This window comes from Parabacteroides massiliensis, assembly GCF_900155425.1.
In the GTDB taxonomy this organism is placed as follows: domain Bacteria; phylum Bacteroidota; class Bacteroidia; order Bacteroidales; family Tannerellaceae; genus Parabacteroides; species Parabacteroides massiliensis.
Map to the genome: position 1 here is coordinate 534,907 of NZ_LT700191.1, position 22,746 is coordinate 557,652.

A 22,746-nucleotide genomic window follows, 5' to 3' on the forward strand; every position below is an offset into this window, starting at 1 on the left:
CACTTGAAAATAAGTCGCACGGGGCATTAGCTCATCTGGCTAGAGCGTCAGACTGGCAGTCTGAAGGTGATCGGTTCGAGTCCGATATGCTCCACAATCTTACGGCAAGCAACAAAAAAAGGCATTCATCATTGAATGCCTTTTTTGTTCTATCCTTCTTATTTCTTCGCATTTGCCAACTCCGTTTCGATCGGATCGTCATATTGTTCCTGCAATTTATGCAGTTCGGCTTTCAGACTGTCGATCAAGGCTTCGTTGCCCGGTTCGTTATATATGTTGTGCATTTCCATCGGATCGTTCTGCAGATCATAAAGTTCCCACACATCGATGTCATTATAGAAATGGATTAATTTATAGCGGTCGGTACGAACGCCATAATGACGTTTCACCGCGTGTTCTGCCGGATATTCGTAGAAATGATAATACAAAGAAGTACGCCAGTCTTTCGGATGCTCGCCTTTCAGCAATGGCAAATAAGAGTCACCTTGGATATCTTCGGGTATAGGAGCACCGGCCAATTCGAGGAAGGTAGCAGCATGGTCGATATTCTGGACCATTTCAGGGATATCGCCTTTAACACCACCGGGGAAACGGACCAACATCGGCGTACGGAAAGATTCTTCATACATGAAACGTTTGTCGAACCAGCCATGTTCGCCCATATAGAAACCCTGGTCGGAAGTATAGACGATAATGGTATTCTCCAATAAACCGCTTTCCTTCATATAATCCAATACACGCCCCACATTGCGGTCTACGGAATGGATCACACGCAGATAATCGTGCATGTATTGCTGGTATTTCCATTCGGCCAAAGCCTTTCCTGTCAACTTCTGTTCCTTAAATTTCTTGATGATCGGATCATAATGTCTGTCCCACGCCGCCTTCTGCTCCGGTGTCATCCGGTTATACAAACCACGGCCGATTTCCTCAAGGCCTGTCGTCGTATGAATTTCATTTTCCTTATCCGCCATCTTCAAGTCATAGACGAGATCCATGTCCTTGATGATACTCATCTCCTGTTCGGATGCGGCAATACGTCCTTCATATTTGTCATAGAACGTTTCGGGAATCGGATAAACAACATCTTCATACAAATCCAGATCGCAGGTATCCGGCATCCAGGTACGATGAGGTGCTTTGTGATGGAACAAAAGACAGAAAGGTTTGTCTTTATCCCGCTTGTTGTCCAACCAATCTAAAGCCAGGTCTGTCGTGATATTCGTGGCATAGCCCTCTATCTGTTTTTTCTCTCCATTATCAATAAAGTACGGATTATAATAATTCCCCTGCCCGATCAGGATATTCCAATAATCGAAACCGGTCGGATCGGAAGTCAGATGCCACTTTCCTACAATAGCAGTCTGGTAACCGGCCTGCTGCAATAACTTCGGAAATGTCTGCTGGTTTCCATCAAAACTGTTCGTATTGTCGGTAAAACCATTCTTATGACTGTGCTTGCCCGTCAGCAAACAAGCACGGCTGGGACCACTCAAAGAATTGGCGACGAAACTGTTCGTAAACCGTACGCCTTCATTGGCAATCCGGTCGATATTCGGAGTTTCGATAAAACGATGATCATAGGCACTGATTGTCTGATAAGAATGATCATCACACATGATGTAGAGAATATTCATAGGTTTCTCCGGAACCTCTTTTTTGTCTTTCTGGACACAGGCAGGAAGTGCAACGACTGCCCAACTCATCAAAAGAAATCGTTGATTCGTTTTCATGATACATTATGTTTTTTTGTTTGGATTTGGCAAAATTAAACAGAGCAAACGGAATAATCGCTATTCGGACTGTAAAATATAAAAAAGTCCCGAAACTTTATCCGGGACTTTTCCCTTACCTTTTATCTTCTTATTATTTGTTACAATACGGCAATTTGTATGGATTCCGGTATTCGTACCAGTACAAACGATGCGATTCGGCTTCCTTATCCCCATTAAAACTCAAGGTTGCCGGATCCCAATGAACAGGACGTCCCAGTTCGCGGGCAATGTTCTGCAAGCAGCAAAGCGTATTCGTGCTACAACCGACTTCAACCGGCGCAATCGGGTTCTTGCGTGAACGGACGCAGTCGATAAAGTTCTGCATATGCGGAGAGCTTACTTCATATTCACCTTTTCCGACTTTCTTTTCCTCTTTCGGCAACAAGGAAGGATCAGAACATTCGATATAACCGCGAGCCACTTTCAACCATCCCTTATCACCGATAAACTTGATGCCTTGTGCATTGGCGTTATCCTCACGGTAAGGCTGTTCGGTCATCACGATTCCATTGGCATATTTCATTGTCGCATACTCCGTACCTTCATATCCTTTCGGAATAAATTCTACCGGACCGGATCCGTCCATACCGATTGCAGCCTGTGCAATATCGAACATATGAGCACCCCAGTCGGCCGTATACCCGTTTCCGGTTTCCTGATACCAGCGCCATGCTCCCCACAACTTTTCGTTCTGTTCGGGTTCAAGAGAAATCGGCGGACAAAGATCAGGATGATAATGAATCTTCGGATCGTTCAACGGTCCCATCCATTGGTTGAAATTCAGATTAGCGGGAACATCCATTTCCGGCAGGTCCAATGGTTTGGGCGGTTCGCCGACACGGGCATATATCTTTTCAATATGGCCGATCTTACCGGCACGGACCAATGCGATCGCATCCTGAAACTCCTTGCTCGAACGCTGCTGGCTACCGATTTGGAACACACGATTATTATCGCGCACAGCACGAACGACAGCCAAACCTTCGGTAATCGTATAAGCCAACGGTTTCTGGCAGTACACATCCTTTCCGCTCTGGCAAGCATGGATAGCAACCAAAGCATGCCAGTGGTCAGGAGTTGCCACTTCAATCACGTCAATATCCTTGCGATTCAACAAATCCTCGTAGAATTCATACATATCGCAGCGGGGAGCCACATTCAAAGACTTTTGCCAAGCTTCGACACGACGTTTGAAGCGTTCACGTTTCAAAGAATCCACGTCGCAACAGGCAGCAACCTGCACACCCGGACAAGTAGAAAAACTCTTGAAATCGGACAAACCTTGCTGTCCTAATCCGACAAACCCCAAAACGACACGATCGCTCGGGGCAATACGCACCCCATTTACAGCCCAACTGGGCAGGATAGTCAAACTTGCCAATCCCAAAGCGGAAAGGCCAAGAAATTCTCGACGGGTTACCCCTTTTTTAGTGTTTTCTTTCATGGTAATTCAAAATATATTGGACTAAAAAATCAAGCGACAAATATAGGATTTTTTTTCGTATCTCAAAAAAATTTCCGCCTTCACCCGTATTGCCACCTTGGTCTACCTTCACTCGGAAGGTTATATTATAGTAGGGTCAGTAGTTGTGGCATCATACAGGTGATAGGCGAAAAATCCGGCCGCCACTCCGTGCTCCTGTCAACAGACGTATGTTTTGCCGTTAATTCGATATGCAAATAAAAAGAAGAGAATCTATATGAGCAACCCTTTGGATGGGGGCGGAACGGCTTTATTGGCAAAGTCGCATATCTTTGTCGTTTAAAGAATTTCAGATTTGTCGTTTCGGCCTTTCTTTGTTGTTTAAGCAAGTTTTGCCATCTGATTTTCCTGTGCCTTATTGATTGGTCTTTTTCCATTTGGCAGGAGAACATCCCTCTTTTTCCTTGAATGTCTTCGTAAAATGGCTCATCGACAAGAAACCCGATATTTCGGCTATTTCAGCGATGGTTTTCTCTGGACATTCAGTCATTTTTTGTTTGGCATATTCCATGCGTAAATCGGTAATCCAGTTACGGAACGACCGGTTGTACACCGTGTTTATATAGGTTGAAAGATAAGTGCGGTTGGTATGCAGTATCTTGGAAAGCTCTTTTATGGTCAGTCCCGGACGGACATACTCACCCGTGTTTATCCACGCATTGATTTTTTCTTCGATTATTTCAAACGTGCCGGAAGGCAATTCCGGGATATTCCCCTCTTCTTCGCCGTCTTGCCTAAAGCTACACGAGGCTTCCTCTTCCGAAGGCATTTCATCCACCATCGTATTCTCAACCTGCTCATAGAACAGCAGGTAATTTTGGTAACAGATATACAGGTAAATATAGAAAGGGACCGAAGAAAGAATCCAAATGAAGATATATTTATCCGGAAGGAAAGTCAAGGCTCCGCATCCTACACCGAATATGACCGCCCAATAGGTAAAGATGGACATCCAACGGATGTATGTCCCGATATCATCCGAAAGAGAGTTGTCGAAAATATCTACTGCCTTCTTATAAGCACGAAGAAGCCTCCTGGAGAGGATCAGGCCATAAGAGATCAGCCATATAGCCATTACCGCCAGTCCTATCTTCTGCGCCATACCTCTCGACAAGGCAAGCAACACTATGCCGGAAAGGAATGAAAACGCCACCCACATGCATAAATGGGCACAGAATCTTCTCCGCGTAATGTAGAACCGGTTAAGCAATGTGGTAAGTGCCGAACTGAAGAGCCAGTAACACAGAAAATAGGTGGACAGGTTCATCTGTATGGCCGCGTTTGGGTTCTGATACCTGATACCGAAGAAAAAATGTATGGAATAGTTTGCCGCAAGCAACAGCAAAGCCACACCCATAATACGCCGTGAACGAAGATAATTCTCAAAAATGGCTTTATCCGGCGTTTTCGAAAACAAAAAAGAAAAGCCGAAGAATAACATCAACGGCAAGGCTACGCAAAGCGAATAGCTATATATTGTATGCTCCATTACAATATCTGTAGGTTGATTTTAATCATTTTATAATCAGGGTATCGTGTATAAAAATCAGTACATCGTGAGAACGGTGTGCCCGCTTGTATCAGAAAGCATAACCGAAACCGACATTCAGATAGATCGGATACATGGCGAAAGTAATCGTATCGAAATCTTTCCGGAAGATATCATTCAATCCCCAGGTCAAATCCACACAAACATTCAAGTGTTTGAATGCACGCCATTCTGCTCCCAACTGTGCTCCCCACTGGAAACGGCGAAGGTCTTTCGAGAAGTCGTAAGGGGCATTTTTACCATCGGCAAAAACAACTTTGTTGCCGGTTGGGTCGCCTTCGCGCAAATAGCCGTCATAGACATTCCCGGAGAAATCTCCTTCCAGCATATACGCAAAATAGGGCCCTAAGTTCATACAGAAACGGCGATTAAACTGATGGGTGGCCAAAACCGGAAAAGACAGATAAGTATTCTTTACTTTGGTCTTCACATATCCGGTCCAGTTACCTTTTACGCGTTCACCACCTTCACCGATAATTTCCATTCCATAGTTTTTCACGTTGGCGTCCGTTTTCATTCCTTTGCTGTCCAAACGAATGCCGACTCTCATCCCCCATCGCTTCTCTTGGTCGAACCATTTTGTCACATTTCCTTCTATCGCAACAGCCATAGTAGGATTATAGCCTGTTATATCACGAATCTCGACGGGTAAAGGCAGCGGAGCTGTCCCTCCGATGTTAAAGCCGGCTTTTACTTCATACTCCAAGCCTATCAATGCCGAGTTGATAATCCCCCTATTCCGGTCTTCCTGCCCGAAAGCCGAAAATGCCACCAGCAACAAGGCCAACACATAAACCGATATAATACTTTTTCTCATCACGATAATCTTTTTTATTCTGCTGCATGAATCAGTTCCACCTCATCGACATACAATGTACTGCCGACAGCGCCTCTGAAATAATCTCCTTCTATACTGGACGAAAAGACAATCGCCACATTATACTTTCCCGCTTTCAGCTTCTCTTTGTCCACACTCTTTCCGGGCTTCGTCACAAACGGCAAATAGAATTCCGTCCACTCATCCGTTTCTTTCCTGTCTTTCTCTTCAATACGCGCTATGGAAATCAGATTCGGATGGTCAAAACGATCCGTCGCATCCAATGTTTTTGTATTTTCATCCGTCTCGTAAAAGATGGCATAAATGTCCCATGTATCCTTTTTATTTTTTACCTCATTCCCTTTTTCATCTTTATAGACCTCACCGGCCTTATATTTATAATACCCTTTCAGATAAGTCGGCACAAACTCGAACGGAACTCCGAACTTCGTCGCTTTCAACGGATCCGTCAATGCATTTCCCATATTAAACGTTCCCATAAAAAGATTGCCGGCTGCGATAGGCATACCTTGCTTCTCTCCAAAATCACCGGTTGCCTTAGTCACCAATTTCACACACTTGCCAACCATTCCCTCCTCTGAAGAAGAGGTCGGGAATGATGCCGGATCTTCCGAGCCCGATCCTGTAAAGGCAAAGCCTGCATTTCCACTGGCCCAGTCCATTACCCATTTCCCTTCGGAATCATTCTCATAGAAAATATTATAAACATATTTTAAAAGCGTACTTTTCTGATCCTTTACGTTCTCAAAATGATAGACTGTGCTAATCCCGGCTACAATATAGGAAACTTGATATTCTTTCTTCCAGTTTCCATCTTCAGAGGTTACCGTATAAGACTGCGGAGTCGTAAAATCACGTTCGGTCCCACTTCGCGGAGATATGGTTGCGCCGGGAGTCAGCGTAAACTCAGGAGCCTGATGCGTCAAATCCGCATCTGCTGTTACCATCAATACCACTTTGTTGTTCTCTATAATCGGATCACGTTTCAATATATCTTCCGGCACCGTACAAGTCAATATATCCGCTTCAGCATTCAACGCCTCGTCACGAATACATGAAACCTGCGCAATCCCCAGCAAAAGACAAACGACAAAATAAGCAACTCTCATCTTCTTCTATTTGTTTTATAAATAATAAGTTCCTTCAAAAGTAAACCGGATACAAAAATACGTTCCTTTTCGAAAAAAGCCATCGCCTTTATATTTTTATCACAGTTTTTATTGTACCGATCATCCATTCTTTATACATTTGGCTCAACAACTTATATTATCTAATTCATAAGACCATGACAACACGCAGAGATTTTATCCGGCAAGCGACCTTATTAGGAGCCGGACTTTCCATGAGTCCATTCTTTATTAATGCTACCCCTGGAAGCGTAGGGGCAAACGACAAAATACGTGTCGGGCTGATTGGCTGCAAAGGAATGGGTTTTTCAGACCTGCAAGCATTTCTCCGTAACCCGGAAGTCGAGTGTATCGCGTTATGCGACATCGACGACGAAGTTCTCAACAGCCGGGCCGCCGAAACCCAAAAGATCACAGGCAAAAAAGTTAAAAATCTTTACAAAGACTGGCGAAAACTGATCGACAACAAATATATCGATGTTGTAATCGTCGGCACTCCGGACCATTGGCACTGCCTGCAGATGGTTGCTGCATGCGAAGCCGGCAAGGACGTTTACTGTGAGAAACCGTTAGGCAACAGCATTGAAGAATGCAACATTATGGTTCGCGCCGCCGAGAAATACAACCGGGTGGTGCAGGTCGGACAATGGCAACGCAGCGATCCTCACTGGCAAGATGCAATGGCATTCGTCCACAGCGGGCAGTTAGGCAAGATCCGTACCGTCCGAGTGTTCTCATACCAAGGCTGGTGTCCATCCATCCCGGTCAAGCCGGACGAACCCGTTCCGGCAGGAGTAGACTATGACATGTGGTTAGGCCCGGCTCCTAAACGCCCGTTCAACCGTAACCGTTTCCACTTCACTTTCCGTTGGTTCTGGGATTATGCCGGAGGGTTGATGACAGACTGGGGCGTGCACCTGCTCGACTATGCCCTATATGGAATGAACGTAACAGCCCCCAACTCCATCATGGCTTCGGGCGGCAAATTCGGTTATCCGGATGACGCTTGCGAAACGCCGGACCTGCTACAGACGATCTATACATTCGACGACTTCACAGTCATGTGGGACCATGCGATCGGTATTGACGACGGAGCTTACGGGCGCAACCACGGTCTGGGATTTGTCGGAGAAAACGGGACACTGGTCGTCGACCGAGGCGGCTGGGAAGTAATCCCCGAAAAAGTAAACGGCAACGCCCGCATGGAAGCTGTACCCCTGAAGAAAGCATACGGCGAAGGCGGATTGAACCTGCACGTCAAGAACCATCTGGAGTGTATCAAGTCGCGCAACCGCAACTGCAATGCCAGCATCGAGATCGGCGCCCATATCGCCAAGTTCTCCCAATTGGGAAACATCGCCTACCGCACCGGCAAGAAACTGACCTGGGACGGAAAGAGCTTCCACGATGCAGAAGCAGACAAATACTTGTGCAAAGAATACAGAGCCCCCTGGGAACTTCCGAAAATCTAAAAACGGAAAAAGGCAGCCCAAAGTTCTCCCCGTTCCCGTTCCTACACTCCAGCCCGGAAACGGGAGATCGTCAAGGCGCTCGGCAAACCGTAAAGCTATGCTTTAGCCAACCTAAAGCTATGGGGTACGATTGCTAAAGCATAGCTTTACGATAGCCTTTTTTGTGCCAATAGCATAGCCATGCAAAATGGCCGCCCCCGTAGGGGCAGGGCTCTGCTCTGCCCATCAGATCCAACCAAAGCGTGCGTTGTCTGCATTGGGCGGAGTAGAACCCCGCCCCTACGGGAACCATTAATTTATTGCGCAGCCATAAATCACCATTTATCGATTCGAATATTTCATTGCATAAAATGAATAAAAGTGGGAGATACTAAAAAACGCCATTATTGATTATCAGCCATTTGTGGTAATTGTATCGGAATATTTCCTTTTGCATGATAAAAGAAATGCTTTTTGAATGCTACTCCAACCATAATATCGTATATTTGTATCAGAATGAAAAAATCATGAAAGAAGCTCACAACAATGATGATATTTTACTCCGTCAATTGCAAGAAGGCAATCAAGTCGCTTTTACTGTAATATACCAAAAATATCATAAAGCACTTTATGTTTTCTCTTATTACTATCTGAAAAACAAGGAACAAGCAGAAGATACCATCCAAACTGTATTTTCAAAATTATGGGAATACCGTTTCCAGATCATAGTCACGGTCAACCTTAAAAATTATCTTTACAAAATGGTTAAAAACCATGTCTTGAATGAAATTCGGGATGCCACAAACGCATTGACCAAGAATTATGAGATGGCCCAGTCACCCGAAGATTTTGAAGATAATTTAGTAGAACAGATTGAAGAAAAAGAACTAAGATCTTTATTCTACAAGGCAATCAATAAACTTCCAGACCAGAAAAGAAATATTTGTTTGCTTAAGATAAAAGAAGGTATGTCAAACAAAGAAATCGCAAAAAAGCTGAATATTGCAGAGAATTCTGTCAAAGTTTATTATAATCAATCGATCAAGACACTACGGTCATACTTGCAAAAAATGCTAATAATTATTATATTATCAATGCTTTTGGCAAGCTTAAGTGTCTTATAAAAAATAAAAAAGGAATCATGGAAAAAATGAAATCTGACATAATAGAAAAAGTATTGAATGGAATCGGGACAGAAGAAGAAGCTCGTGCTGTCACCGAATGGTTTGCCACTCAAGAGGGAGAAAAATATCTATCAGACCAGATGGATCAGAAATTTGAAGAAATAAAGGAGGGATACGAAGATATATTGGTAGATCATCCAATTCCTTCTGAAAAGATCTTTAACAAAATCGAAGCCAACATTGCCCGAAAACGTCTAAAGATAATCCTTTTCAGATGTGCAGCAGTCCTTATCCCAACAGTTCTGATATTAGGACTATTCTATCATTTGGATTCAAAGGTCGAACTATTCGGAGAAGTAGATTATGAAGAAGTATACGTACCTAAAGGGGAACGGATACAAATGATGTTCCAGGACGGTACCCGTGCATACTTAAATTCAGATACCCGGTTAAAGTTTCCAAAAAAATTCAGCCTATCCGAACGGGAAGTGTTTATTTCTGGTGAAGCATATTTCGTTGTCACTGAAAATCCGAAGCGTCCATTTATCGTGAACATAAATGAAATGTCAGTAAAAGTATTAGGAACATCATTCAATGTTCATGCATATCCGGAAGAAAATGATATAACTGTCTTTCTGGAAAAAGGTAGAATAGCTCTAACTGCTCCAACAAAAGAAGAATACATACTTAATCCACAAGAAAAACTCATCTATGACAAGGAAAACAGAAAATGTACAATCACAAAAATAAAAGAGTCGAAATATTTTTCCGTTTGGAAAAACAATATAATATCATTTCATGACACACCCTTCTCTGAAGTAATAAAAACATTGAACCGTTGGTATAATGTTGAATTTATAGTGGAGGATCCTACTGTTTTGAACAATTATTTGACTATAACATGTGAAGATACAAACTTGGATAACATATTGAACGGATTAGAAAATATAGTACCTGTAAAATTTGTCTATGAAAACGGCCGGATAAAAATAGTGGCAATATAAAAAAACACATATACTTTTAAGAAACCTGTGTGTCATTATAACAGAGAGGTGAAATTATTTTTTAATCTTAAAATTTACAATGATGAAACACAAGTTTTTCTTTATCCTGGTTATTCTCTTGACAACATCTCTGTCGATGTTCGCTCAGAAAGTAACGATCAATCTGCAAAATGCGAAGCTGGGGGACGTGTTTACCACCATTACCCAACAAACCGGTTTAAAAGTGGCTTATAGCCGACCAACTGTAAATCCGGACAAAATTATTAGCATTTCTGTTTCTAATGAGGAACTGACAAACATTCTTGATAAATTATTCAAGGATGGGAATATCAGTTATAAAATTGAAGAGAAAACGGTATTCTTGAAAGAAAAAGGAGATACAATTTTTTCATCTAAACAAGCTTTTCAGATCAAAGGAAATATTCTTGACACCAAAGGAGAGTCTATTATCGGTGCTTCCATATTGGAGAAGGGAACTACCAACGGAACCATCACAGACATAGATGGGAATTTCTCCTTAGATGTATCATCCCGCCAATCCATTTTGATTATCAGTTATATAGGATACAAAACACAAGAAATTGCCGCTAATAAAGCCTACCTGCAAATAACCCTTCATGAAGATTCAGAAGCGTTGGAAGAAGTGGTTGTTATCGGGTATGGCACGCAATCAAGAGCTAAAATAACAGGTTCTATCGCCAAATTAGAAGGATCAAAATTAGTAGGTAACTTAGCTGTTACCAGTTTCGACCAGGCGTTAGCATCCAAACTTCCCGGAGTAAATATCCAACAAGCGACAGGAGCCCCTGGAGCCGGAGTAAATATCAAGATCAGAGGAACATCATCCATTAATTTCAGTGGTCATCCGCTGATTGTTGTTGACGGTTTACCTTTATCTAACAGTTCTTTTGACGAAACATTACAAGGGAAATCGACTATCAGCGGATTTCAGAGTTCGTATGCTATCGACCCCTTATCCTCTATCAATCCATCTGATATTGCTAGTATCGATGTATTAAAAGATGCCGCCTCCACTGCGATTTACGGATCAAGAGGATCAAACGGAGTAATTATGATCACTACGAAAAAAGGGAAAGAGGGCAAACCTGCAGTAAACTTCAATATGTATGTAGGTGCACAAAAACTCAGTAAAAAAGTTGATGTCATGGACGCTTATCAATTGGCCCGATATACCAAATTATCTCGTGACGAAGCTTGGGTCGCCATCGGAGGAAATGCTAATGATCCTTTGGATATACGTACCAGCGCCAATACCATTTATCCAGATTATATGTTACCCTATCTGGAAGGCAAGCCTGGGCTGACCAACACTGATTGGCAAGATGAAATTTATAGAACCGCCATGCAACAAAACTACGATATCAGCGTAGCCGGAGGTACTGAAAAAATCAACTACTACATATCGGGAAATTACATGAACCAAGAAGGAATCATCATTAATTCAGGAATCAAACGCTATAGCGTACGATCCAATCTGAATATGAACATCACCGATAAATTACGTTTGGGAATGCGATTAAATGCCAACCAGACAGACAACAACCTCGTTCAGTCTGAAGGAGCTTGGAATAAAGAAGGTATTGTAATCACAGCCTTGATGTATCATCCAAATCTACCTGCTTATAACAAAGATGGTTCCATCGCCAAAAATCTAATGTTGGATGAGCTGAAGAATGGACAGAATATAGCCAAACTACAAAACCCGATAGCGTTAGCTAAAATGGAAACAAATAAGCTACAAAACAGGACATTTATAGGTAATGCCGATTTAGAATATACTATTCTCGAAGGTTTGAAGATAAAAACAGCTTTTGGAGTCGAATCAATGGGATTACACCGTACATTCTATCGTCCGAAATCCCTCTCCCATTCCAACGAAGTTGCACCAACCAAAAGTTACAATTATGGTCTCGACAGCAGATCATCCATTTTTAACTGGATCTCGGAAACTAGTATAACATACAATGCTGATTTTGGAAATCATAACCTGAATGTACTAGGAAACTTCTCTGCACAAAAAGAAACAGTTTCACAATCAATGGTAGAGGGACAAAATTTCCCGAATGATAATGTGACAACAATTAATGCTGCCGCAACCAGTACCGGGACGTCTTTCTCACAAGAGGCGGCTATGGCTTCTTTTCTTGGACGTGTAATGTATTCATACGAAAGCAAATATATGTTATCTGTATCTTTACGCTACGACGGTTCCTCTCGTTTTGCAGCCAACAGCAAATGGGGTTGGTTCCCTTCTCTGTCGGGAGGTTGGAATATTAGCCAGGAAACGTTCTATCCTAAAAAAGCATGGGTAAACAATTTGAAACTCCGTGCAAGCTATGGAATAACCGGAAATGCAGAGATACCTTATTACGGCGGAGTTCCTGTATTGGCAGCGAATAATTATATCTTCGGAAATTCAGGTTCCAAAGATATTGCTTTAGGTTTTTCTCCTGAAAATGCTCCTAATAAAGATCTATCCTGGGAAAGTACTTCCACTGTAAATATAGGTCTGGATGCTGGATTATGGAATAATAATCTGCAAGTTACCATTGATGCTTATCAAGCGACAACAAAAAATTCACTCTTGAATGTAACTATCCCGGCTTCCAGTGGTTTGGTTAGCGCCTTACAGAATGTCGGCGAAATCAGAAACAGAGGATTGGAAATAATGTTGTCAACCTATCAGGAATTTAACAAAAACTGGAGTTTAGATTTATCTTTAGCCATGTCTACCAATCAGAATAAGGTATTGGCACTAGGTCCCGACCAAAAACAAATCCTTTATGCAAGTGGTTTGCCAGACCCCTCATTCATTGTTAAGGTAGGCGAATCAATCGGTTCATTCTACGGTTATAAAGTATTAGGAGTATTCAAAAGCCAAGAGCAATTTGATTCTACACCACATTTAGAAAATGCAAACCAAGGAGTTGGCGATTTCATTTATGCTGATACCAACAACGACGGCAAAGTGAACGAAGAGGATCGCGTAATCTTAGGAAATGCCAATCCTGATTTTACCTGGGGACTTAACGGAACCTTAGGATGGAAAAACCTTGATTTCGGATTCAGTATTGAAGGAAAACACGGGCAACAGGTTTTCAATGCCATGCATCGTTATCTTGCAGAATCTTGGGGTAATAATTTATCCGTTTATCTGGAAGAAGGAGCTCCACGACCGGTATGGGCTTATGGAACCAAAAGCCATACACGTCCATCCAGTTGGCAGATAGAAAATGCGTCTTTCATTCGTATTCGCAATCTAACACTGGGATATACATTCAAGGATCTGGCCTTTTTACAAAAACTGAGAGTATATGTCTCTGCAACCAATCCTTTTATCTTTACCGATTACTCTGGTTATAATCCGGAAGTTTCAAACGGAGGGAGCAGTGCCATTACAGCAGGAGAAGATTTTGGAAATTACCCAGTGGCTAAATCTTTCGTCGTCGGTTTAAATGTTTCATTCTAAATAATTTGAAATCATGAAAAATTTATTACTAATATTATCGCTTCCACTTCTTTATGCTTCATGCAACAATTTTATCGATTTGAATCCTGTTTCTCAACAAAACGCAAACACGTTTTATAAAGACTCACTGGAAATGGATCAAGCATTGACAGCGGCTTATAATGCCCTGCAATCTATTGATCAATATGGAGGAAATGGATTTTCTTCATTCATGGAAGTCACATCAGACAATACATGGAATGAAAACGTCACAATGGGAGGAGGAGCCTACGCTTCTTTTGATAACTTTATCGTTGACCCGACAAATGTACAGGTTGAAAAAACATGGGTTGCCTGCTACGATGGGATCCAAAGATGCAACATTGTAATTACCCGATTGGAAAATAACCAAGAGATAAGCGAAAATTTCAAAGTAAAAAAACAGGGAGAAGCTTATTTCTTAAGGGCTCTAACTTACTTCAACATGGTTCGCATATGGGGAGGCGTTCCTCTTATTACGGAAGAAGTTACAAATGTAAATGACGCCTTCAATCATACAAGAAGTAGCGCTGAGGCAATATACGAACAAATAATCAAAGATTTAGAATTTGCAATCAAGAATTTACCTGCATCGTATAATGCAGAAAATATAGGACGTGCAACGAAAGGAGCTGCTCAAACTTTACTCGCTAAAGTTTTTCTCACACGTCACGATTGGCAACAAGCTTTATCCCTACTGAATGATATAATAGGAAGCGGACAATATGAATTGTTGAATAATTTTGCAGATGTATTTTCTGTTGACAACAAAAACAACAAAGAATCTATTTTCGAAGTTCAATTTGATAAAACAATCGAAGGGTTAGGTTACATGGGAGGTGATCCGTTAATCACAGGCAGTGATGTAAACAACTTGCCTTCTGAGAATTTACTCAAATTATATGAAGAAAATCCAGACGACAGAAAAGATGCTTCAATAATAAATTTAGGTGTACAGGGATGGCGACTCTATAAATGGCACGACACAAAAGGGACTAACAACGGCATGGGGTTCAACATCATGGTATTGAGATATGCTGATGTGTTATTAATGGCAGCAGAAATAATGAATGAAATGAACTATGGACAATCAAAAGCATTCGAATATTTGAACCAGATACGTAAACGTAGCCACGCTACAGAATACACAAATACTGATTTACCAAATCAAGAGTTGTTCAGGGAAGCAATAGCTAAAGAGCGTCGGTTGGAGTTAGCATTTGAAAATCACAGATGGTTTGATTTGTTAAGAACAAATAAGGCGATCAATGTATTAAACAACAGTAAAGGGGCTTCCATATATCCTATCAATGTTAAACCTTATCAGTTATTATTTCCAATACCACAAGCTGAAATAGATGCCAATGGTCATAAATTGGAACAAAACGAAGGGTACTAATAAAAAGAATAAATAAATCAATTTAAAATGCAATAAGATGAAAAAGACAATATTCATATTATTCCTAATAGCAATTTTACCCATGACATCATTCTCTCAAAATAAAGAGTCAATCAAGTTGTTACGCGAGAAGTCTGAAACCGATTATGTCTGGGTAGCCTCCCACAGGGGAGACTGGATTTATGCGCCGGAAAACTCTATTCTGGCATTGGAACATGCCATATATTTCGGAGCAAATATGATCGAAACAGATGTTCGTTTGACAAAAGACGGTAAAATCATTATGATGCATGATTATACCGTAGACCGAACAACGAATGGCTCCGGTAAGATTTCCGATCTGACATTGGCAGAAATAAAAGAACTAAATTTGCGGAATAATTTTGGAATCATGACTGATCTGAAAGTTCCAACTTTAGAGGAATATATTAAAATTGCAAAAGGAAAAATTTCTTTATACTTGGATAAAGCCGGCTATGATTTACCAGATCATCCCCAAGGTTATTTAGTGAAGGAACTTTTGAAAATCCTAAAAGCAAATGGAGTACTGGAAGAAACAGTATTCGTATTGGATTGGCCTTACAAAAAAGCACAAGAAATCTTCGGATATGATCTTGACAAAGTTATTTATTGCCCAGTCATTGAAGATAAAATTCCTAATCTGGATGCACATGTGAATGAATATATTGAAAAATTAAGTCCTGCTGCTTTCCAATTTAGAATGGCCTCATTAGACTCTGATACTTACAAACAATTACCGAAAATACTGAAATCTGGATCAAAAGCTTTCGTGGCTGCAACATGGGAGGAACACACGGCTAATCATAGTGATTTAGTTTCCATATTTAATCGTCCCACCGAAGGATGGGGATGGCTGATCTCGCAAGGATTTAGAGTCATAGAAACAAATTACCCACATGACCTGATAAGATATCTCAAATCAGAAAACCGGCATTAAAATTCAACTCATAGAGAAATGGTCCAAAGTCTGTACAATTGGAAGCAGACTTTGGATACATTTTTAACAAAACGTATAATTTATATATATAATCCCTAAAGTTGACAAGAAAGGAGGATAATTCTTTAGGAAAACATCTCTATAATATTCATCTACAAAAAAATAAAATCATGAATAAAATCATATTACTATTTGTGTGTTGTTTTGTGATAACCTCAATATCTGCTCAACACGGATTTCCTGAAGGACATTATTGTAACTCCGAAAATGGATGGAAAACCAAAAGATGCAAAGCTTTATATGGAATGAAAAAAGAAGATTTCAACAAAGTAATCGTTATCCCTCACCGAGGATTATGGGGAACTCCTGGTATACCAGAAACAAGCCTAATAGCAATACAAGAAGCATATAATAAAGGCTATATGTTTTGTGAAATAGATGTAATCATGACAAAAGATAGAAAACTTATTCTATGTCATGATCAACAACCTAACAGGATGACAAATGCACCAGCTACATTTTCCAATAATGGAGGAGTAGATGATCCCGGAAATTTCTTTAGAAGTCTCAATTATAACACTACAACTAATAATTCTGTACCTGATACTAATGGATCTATGTATCCAATTTTCCCTGCTTTAAAAGATTTATATTATAAAGATCGACAAGGCAATATTACAAATCAAAAAATTAATACACTTGAAGAAGCTTTAGATTTTTGCAAAGACAAAGAAATCATACTTGCTTTAGATATTAAAGTAAGTAAAATGAGTGATCCCGTTATTAAAAATGAATATTTAGAAGTAATGAAGTTAACTTTAGAGTTAGCAAAAACTAAAGGTTGCCTTCATCAAATCATATTTAAACCCGGATCTGCAGGACAAGTAACCCTCCCTGAAATACAAAACTATCTAAACCAATACAACTTATGGGATACTTTTTCTAAACTCACAAATGTTGTTTTAATTGATATCATGGGAAATGCTTTCCCTTTAGCAACCAATAAAGCTTACATTGATTCATGGTTATCCCTTCCATCTTTAATTGGCGTAGAATACATTTATAAAAACCCACAAGATGAGCTCATCATTCCTAAAAGTGAATTTGGGAACAAAAGTATTGTACAATATACAAAAGATAAGGGTTTTAAAACAGGGGTATTTCATCCAACTCCTACTGATGAAACCGGATCTCCTGGGGGTAGAGGCAGTTATTATAATCCTAAAAATTATGGCACATTAGATGACTTAAGAGGTTCTTTGGAATTTTTGTTCGGCGTTCCTAATAATGTATTTCCAGGTATGTTGGTAACTGATCGACCTGATTCTGATATGGATTTTTTAGAATTATTCAATCTTAATTCTAAATACACAAAGAGAAGTACTGTTAACTAATTAAAACAATCAATATTATGAACAAAATAATTATATTATTAGGCTCACTTTTACTCTTATGTAATTCTATATTTGCCTATCGTAGAGATATACATCCTATGACAGTTAATCCTGATTTTAGTGCAACAGGTGGTCTTGTTGGTTGGTATGACAACATATTATCAATTAGCCATACTACTACTAATCCTGGTTTTTCAATACAGGTAGATTTTTCAACACCTGCTATCCCATTAAATGAAACCATATTAACTTTTGGAGGAAAATGGGGAACCAGCTTGGATAATGCTATTTTAATAAAAGAGAATAATGCTACTCTAAAATTTTCACGCCATGTAAAATATAATGATTCTTACGGATTCTATGAAAGTAATGCATGGAATCCCAATATATTAAAAAGAAACACTAATTATTCTTTAAAAGTAGAAATAGATGAAACTCGTCTCAGATATTCAATTTGGGAAGAAGGGAAACCGGATAGTATATCATATGAGTATGAATTTTATGGTATGGCATCATCTTATCTTAAAGATATTTTAGCAAGAACAACAAAAAATTTAGCATACGCTGTAAATCTCCATTATTTTCCTCAAAAATTAAAAATAGAAGATTTAGGATCTGGAGTTGGAGTAGACCCCGTTAAACCTGCCCCCACTATACGATGGGGTCATTTAGTTAATTTAAATAGCAATATGTATTTAAGAAGACAAGGTACTACTTCATTAGGGAATTTAATGTACCAAAATACAAACTCAGATTCTGCCAATGATCTTTGGGAGTTACGACCTACCAATGATTCAAAACGAACTCCATTATCTTATTCTGCAACATTCCAAAATCTCTATTCAGATATGTATCTTTCTCCACAAGGATGCAGAAAAGGGAATGATGTTCCTTTATATGAAACATCCTTTACTGATTGCAATGACTGGCAAATAAAGAAAACTGTCAAAGAAGCCATTTATTTTAATCTTTTAAATAATTCTACAAACAGTTATGCCACTGTCAAAAACAAATCAAAAGAAGCAATGGCCCCCATTGTTACATCCGAGCAAATAACAGGAACTGAATGTTCATGGAATTTTGTCGATTTAAACTTCGATGCTCCTATAGAAACAGGATACTATTCTATTCAAAATAAAAATAGTTCAAAATTCCTATATGTCAAAAATTATTCGATAAGTGTTGGAGAATACATTGTACAACATAGTTATAATGGAACATATCAGGACCTTTGGTATATTGAGAAACAAGCAGGAGGATTCTATACTATTTCAAATATGGATTCAAGACTCTATTTAGAAGTGGAAAATGGTAACTTTGATAACGGAGCTTATATAAAACAGGCAGATGTACCCAGTTTTGGATATCGAAAATGGATAATAAAGCAGGGAAATGAATCTGGAACTTATACCATACAAAGCTTAGCATCAGGAAAATATATGGTCGTACAAAATGCTTCTACTGCAGAAAATGCATATATTATACAATATGCTACTGGAGAAGATAATAAGCTATGGACGTTAAAAAAAGAAACTTTCGCACCTCTACCTTCAACCTGGAGTGGCTTGGGAGGTATATATAAAATTAAAAATTTATATACCAATATGTTTTTAGTGGTAAAAGATGCTTCTATATCTCTTAGTGAACATCTTATAACTTGGAGTACTGCCGATACTAAAAATGCCTGGTGGAGTGTCGTCCAAAAAGATAATGGAACATGGTTGATAAAAAATCTCAATAGCCAATTATACATGAATGTAGATGGAAATTCCATGGAAGAAGGGGCGAGTATTGTTCAATGGGTTGACGGCAGAGATACAGGTAATTCTCTTTGGAATATCATTCCAGATCCCTATCTAACATCTTCTAATATATTTTTTCTGAAAAATGTTCGTAGTGGGAAATATGCACATGTACAAAATGATTCTGAAACCCCAGGAGCTTGGATTACACAACAATATGGAGATACTCCAATTGGTCCTAACAACAAAATGAGATGGGAATTTATACGTATCGACTCACCTTCAAATCGTGTATTGACTAAAAGTATCAGTATAGACAATCCTGATGATTTAATTTCTGTACCTTCTCAGCTAAAAATATATTCTATTGCGAATAATGTATTCAAAATATCATCAAATGAAAAAAAAATACACCAAATTCAATTGATGTCTGTTAATGGACAAATTTTAAATCAATATAACGTAGGAGACATTCAATATGAATTAAATACAGATGGTAAAAGTACCGGAGTATATTTACTCTACATAATTTATGATGACAAAAGTTCTGAAGCTCGTAAAATATTAGTCAAATAATATCACATAAACAATTATATGACAGACATATACATAAAGAGAGACTTATGCCATCGCGCCAACTCAATTATGAACAAAGTGATGGTGCAAGTTTCCGCCGTGAACATCAATGGTCAACTATGAGATCGCGAAGACTTTCACGGTTGGTTAACGGCCCCCAATATCTTCTTTACAAGCAGTAATTTAGGTAACACTATCCGTAATCCATATAATAAGGATTTATTTTTTACTCTCTAACTTTGTAATATCTAACAAGTAAAAAAAGCAGGAGCTATCATAGCTCGAATAACATCGTTAGATAATAAAATTAAATCATATGGAAACAGTTAAATTGAACAACGGCGTTGAAATGCCGATTTTAGGTTACGGTGTCTATCAGGTGACACCTGAAGAATGTGAACGTTGCGTGTCGGATGCCATCAGCGTTGGTTACCGGTCTATCGATACGGCACAAGCTTATTATAATGAAGAAGGGGTCGGCCATGCCATCCAGAAATGCGGTGTGCCACGTGAAGAACTGTTCATCACGACAAAAGTCTGGATCACGAATGCCGGAGAGAAAAAAGCAAAAGCGTCGATCGACGAATCGTTACGCAAATTGCAAAGCGATTATGTCGACTTGTTGCTTATCCATCAGCCTTTCAACGATTACTACGGGACTTACCGGGCTATGGAAGAAGCCTATAAAGAAGGGAAAGCCCGCGCCATCGGTGTCAGTAACTTCTATGCCGATCGTTTTATAGACCTGGCCAAGTTCTGCGAGATCAAGCCGGCAGTCAATCAAATGGAGACGCATGTCTTCAACCAGCAGGTCAACCTGCAGGAGATCATGAAAAAGGAGGGTACACAACTTATGTCATGGGGACCGTTTGCCGAAGGACGGAACAATTTCTTCTCCAATGAAGTATTGAAAGCGATCGGCGGGCAGCACAACAAATCCGTTGCTCAAGTCGCATTGCGTTTTCTCATCCAACGAGGGGTTGTTGTCATCCCGAAATCAACTCATAAAGAACGGATGATCGAGAATATCAATGTTTTCGACTTTACATTGTCTGCAAAAGAAATGGAAGAAATTGCCAAACTCGACAAGGCTGAAAGTCTGTTCTTCTCGCACTACAATCCGGAATTTGTCAACTTCCTGATAAATCTATAAACAAAAAAAGGTGGTGTGCATTCTATGTTTTCATGCAAGTAAAACATAGAATGCACACCACCTTTTTTTGTTTTATTGATGTTCTTGTCTCAGCAAATCGTTTACCGTCTTAACCGGATTGAATGTTTCGATCGGCACTTCGACAAAGACCGTATTCCAGTCACTCATCGCTCCGTTCCACAAACCGGGCAGTTCCAACGCCTTCAGTTCGCGACCATCCTTGCTCTTATAAGAGATAAAACCGGTATTCTTGTCCACATAGTCCGGCAAATTGAACTTCTCGCCTTTATAGTTCTTCAATGCGCAAACCAAATCCACCGGATTGAAATGCGTACCCTTCTCGAACATTGCTTTCTTTTCGGGATCATTCAAGTCGATCTGCGAACTTTCGAGTATCTGCAAAGAGATCGTCCCGTCCGGATTGACAGCCAGGAACGGGCCTCCACCCGGTTCACCGACATTCTTCACCATACCACAGACACGCAACGGACGGTTCAGCTTGCTCTTGATATAAAGAATCAGTTCGGCATCTTCCAGCAACTTCGTTTCCGGATTCTTCACGCACAAGTCTTCCTGAAGGAAATGAATCATATCTTCCACCTGGTCATGCGAGTACTTGCCGCTATCGATCAGTTCCAGATACTTGAAGATGCGTTCCTGCAGAGAGACCAGTACACCGGCGATCACCTTCTTGAAGATAACGGTCGAACATTTGAAACTATCCGGCACGACATTGTCGATATTCTTGACAAACACCACATCGGCATCCACATCATTCAGGTTTTCTATCAAAGCGCCGTGCCCGCCCGGACGGAACAACAGGTTGCCGTTCTTATCGCGGAACGGGTTGTTTTCCATATCGGCAGCAATCGTATCGGTACTCGGTTTCTGCACGCTGAAAGAAATATCGTATTTGACAGAGAATTTCTCTTCATAATCTTCCGTCTTTGCAGCAACCAGCTGTTCGAACAACGCCTTATGTTCGGGCGAAACCGTGAAATGAATATTCACTTCGCCGGCATTGTTCTTTGCATACATCGCACCTTCGGCCAGATGTTCTTCCATCGCCGTACGGGCTGTCTGTGGATAAGAATGGAAAAGCAACAGGCCTTTCGGAAGCTGTCCATAGTTCAGGCCTTTCGGTTCCAACAGGTTGGCGACAACCGCTTTATACTGTCCGAGAGCGACCAACTCCGGAATGTCTCTCGCTTCATTCGCAACGCAAACCCGATTCAAGGCATCATAGAAGGCAAACTTTCTGATGTTGTCGAAAAATTTCTTCTCAAACGCATTCTGAGGCTCGTTATAGTCGGCAGACAAGAACTCATACAGATTCTTGAACATACGGCTTGCCGCACCCGAAGCCGGCACGAACTTCACGATCTTCTTATTCTTCGCCAGGTAAGCATCCCAGGCATCCATATAAGTAGCCTGTTTTTCCTGCGGGATCACCATGATCCCTCTCTCGACCGACGCCGAAGCTGTAATTTCCAGGAAAGGAAAACCTTTCACGAAACAAGCCAACTGTTCTTCAATCTGCTTTTCGCTGATTCCTTTAGCCGCCAGTAACTCTAAGTCATTTGCGTTTAACATAGTATATCTTTTTAATAAATTAATAATCAGACACGCAACAAGGGCCTGCCGGCCTATGTATCTTTTGCAAAT

The 22,746-nt window shown here is 40.3% G+C and carries 15 protein-coding genes and 1 tRNA gene; 10 read left to right on the plus strand and 6 right to left on the minus strand.

The annotated features are described in order from the left end of the window. Nucleotides 1-20: 20 nt before the first annotated feature. Nucleotides 21-94: transfer RNA gene (locus tag BQ9893_RS13195), tRNA-Ala, on the plus strand. 64 nt (nucleotides 95-158) lie between these two features. Here BQ9893_RS13195 and BQ9893_RS13200 read toward each other — a convergent pair. From BQ9893_RS13200 to BQ9893_RS13220, 5 genes are all read right to left on the minus strand, one after another. After that, nucleotides 159-1,706: a sulfatase family protein gene (locus BQ9893_RS13200; RefSeq protein ID WP_394333252.1), complete on the minus strand. Its 1,548-nt coding sequence runs from the start codon at nucleotides 1,704-1,706 to the stop codon at nucleotides 159-161. 160 nt (nucleotides 1,707-1,866) lie between these two features. After that, nucleotides 1,867-3,219: a Gfo/Idh/MocA family protein gene (locus tag BQ9893_RS13205; protein WP_075966458.1), complete on the minus strand. Its 1,353-nt coding sequence runs from the start codon at nucleotides 3,217-3,219 to the stop codon at nucleotides 1,867-1,869. A 394-nt stretch (nucleotides 3,220-3,613) separates the two neighbouring features. Further along, entirely contained in the window at nucleotides 3,614-4,747 is a 1,134-nt protein-coding gene (locus tag BQ9893_RS13210; RefSeq protein ID WP_075966459.1) for a helix-turn-helix domain-containing protein, read from the minus strand. A 91-nt stretch (nucleotides 4,748-4,838) separates the two neighbouring features. After that, on the minus strand, nucleotides 4,839-5,624 hold the full coding sequence (locus BQ9893_RS13215; RefSeq protein WP_075966460.1) for a porin family protein: 786 nt from the start codon (nucleotides 5,622-5,624) through the stop codon (nucleotides 4,839-4,841). Nucleotides 5,625-5,638: 14 nt separating this feature from the next. Beyond that, nucleotides 5,639-6,754: a PCMD domain-containing protein gene (locus tag BQ9893_RS13220; RefSeq protein WP_075966461.1), complete on the minus strand. Its 1,116-nt coding sequence runs from the start codon at nucleotides 6,752-6,754 to the stop codon at nucleotides 5,639-5,641. Nucleotides 6,755-6,930: 176 nt separating this feature from the next. On the opposite strand from BQ9893_RS13220, the gene BQ9893_RS13225 reads away from it, so the two are divergent. The 9 genes from BQ9893_RS13225 (at nucleotide 6,931) to BQ9893_RS13265 (ending at nucleotide 21,081) form a co-directional block, all read left to right on the plus strand. Beyond that, nucleotides 6,931-8,244, plus strand: a complete 1,314-nt coding sequence (locus BQ9893_RS13225; protein WP_075966462.1) for a Gfo/Idh/MocA family protein — start codon at nucleotides 6,931-6,933, stop codon at nucleotides 8,242-8,244. 506 nt (nucleotides 8,245-8,750) lie between these two features. Further along, nucleotides 8,751-9,347 carry an RNA polymerase sigma factor gene (locus tag BQ9893_RS13230; RefSeq protein ID WP_075967374.1) on the plus strand — a complete coding sequence of 199 codons (597 nt, stop codon included), beginning with the start codon at nucleotides 8,751-8,753 and terminating at the stop codon, nucleotides 9,345-9,347. 17 nt (nucleotides 9,348-9,364) lie between these two features. Continuing rightward, the gene (locus BQ9893_RS13235) at nucleotides 9,365-10,351 is read left to right on the plus strand and encodes a FecR family protein (protein WP_075966463.1); all 987 of its coding nucleotides are present in this window, start codon (nucleotides 9,365-9,367) and stop codon (nucleotides 10,349-10,351) included. An 82-nt stretch (nucleotides 10,352-10,433) separates the two neighbouring features. Next, on the plus strand, nucleotides 10,434-13,841 hold the full coding sequence (locus tag BQ9893_RS13240; RefSeq protein WP_167369873.1) for a SusC/RagA family TonB-linked outer membrane protein: 3,408 nt from the start codon (nucleotides 10,434-10,436) through the stop codon (nucleotides 13,839-13,841). Nucleotides 13,842-13,854: 13 nt separating this feature from the next. Beyond that, the gene (locus tag BQ9893_RS13245; RefSeq protein WP_075966465.1) at nucleotides 13,855-15,258 is read left to right on the plus strand and encodes a RagB/SusD family nutrient uptake outer membrane protein; all 1,404 of its coding nucleotides are present in this window, start codon (nucleotides 13,855-13,857) and stop codon (nucleotides 15,256-15,258) included. Nucleotides 15,259-15,295: 37 nt separating this feature from the next. After that, on the plus strand, nucleotides 15,296-16,216 hold the full coding sequence (locus BQ9893_RS13250; RefSeq protein WP_075966466.1) for a glycerophosphodiester phosphodiesterase family protein: 921 nt from the start codon (nucleotides 15,296-15,298) through the stop codon (nucleotides 16,214-16,216). 170 nt (nucleotides 16,217-16,386) lie between these two features. Further along, entirely contained in the window at nucleotides 16,387-17,610 is a 1,224-nt protein-coding gene (locus tag BQ9893_RS13255; RefSeq protein WP_075966467.1) for a glycerophosphodiester phosphodiesterase family protein, read from the plus strand. Nucleotides 17,611-17,627: 17 nt separating this feature from the next. Next, the gene (locus BQ9893_RS13260; RefSeq protein WP_075966468.1) at nucleotides 17,628-19,928 is read left to right on the plus strand and encodes an RICIN domain-containing protein; all 2,301 of its coding nucleotides are present in this window, start codon (nucleotides 17,628-17,630) and stop codon (nucleotides 19,926-19,928) included. 316 nt (nucleotides 19,929-20,244) lie between these two features. Further along, the gene (locus BQ9893_RS13265) at nucleotides 20,245-21,081 is read left to right on the plus strand and encodes an aldo/keto reductase (protein ID WP_075966469.1); all 837 of its coding nucleotides are present in this window, start codon (nucleotides 20,245-20,247) and stop codon (nucleotides 21,079-21,081) included. Between the two features lie 72 nt (nucleotides 21,082-21,153). Here BQ9893_RS13265 and BQ9893_RS13270 read toward each other — a convergent pair whose 3' ends face one another. Continuing rightward, nucleotides 21,154-22,674 carry a DUF4301 family protein gene (locus tag BQ9893_RS13270; RefSeq protein ID WP_075966470.1) on the minus strand — a complete coding sequence of 507 codons (1,521 nt, stop codon included), beginning with the start codon at nucleotides 22,672-22,674 and terminating at the stop codon, nucleotides 21,154-21,156. Between the last annotated feature and the right edge of the window lie 72 nt (nucleotides 22,675-22,746).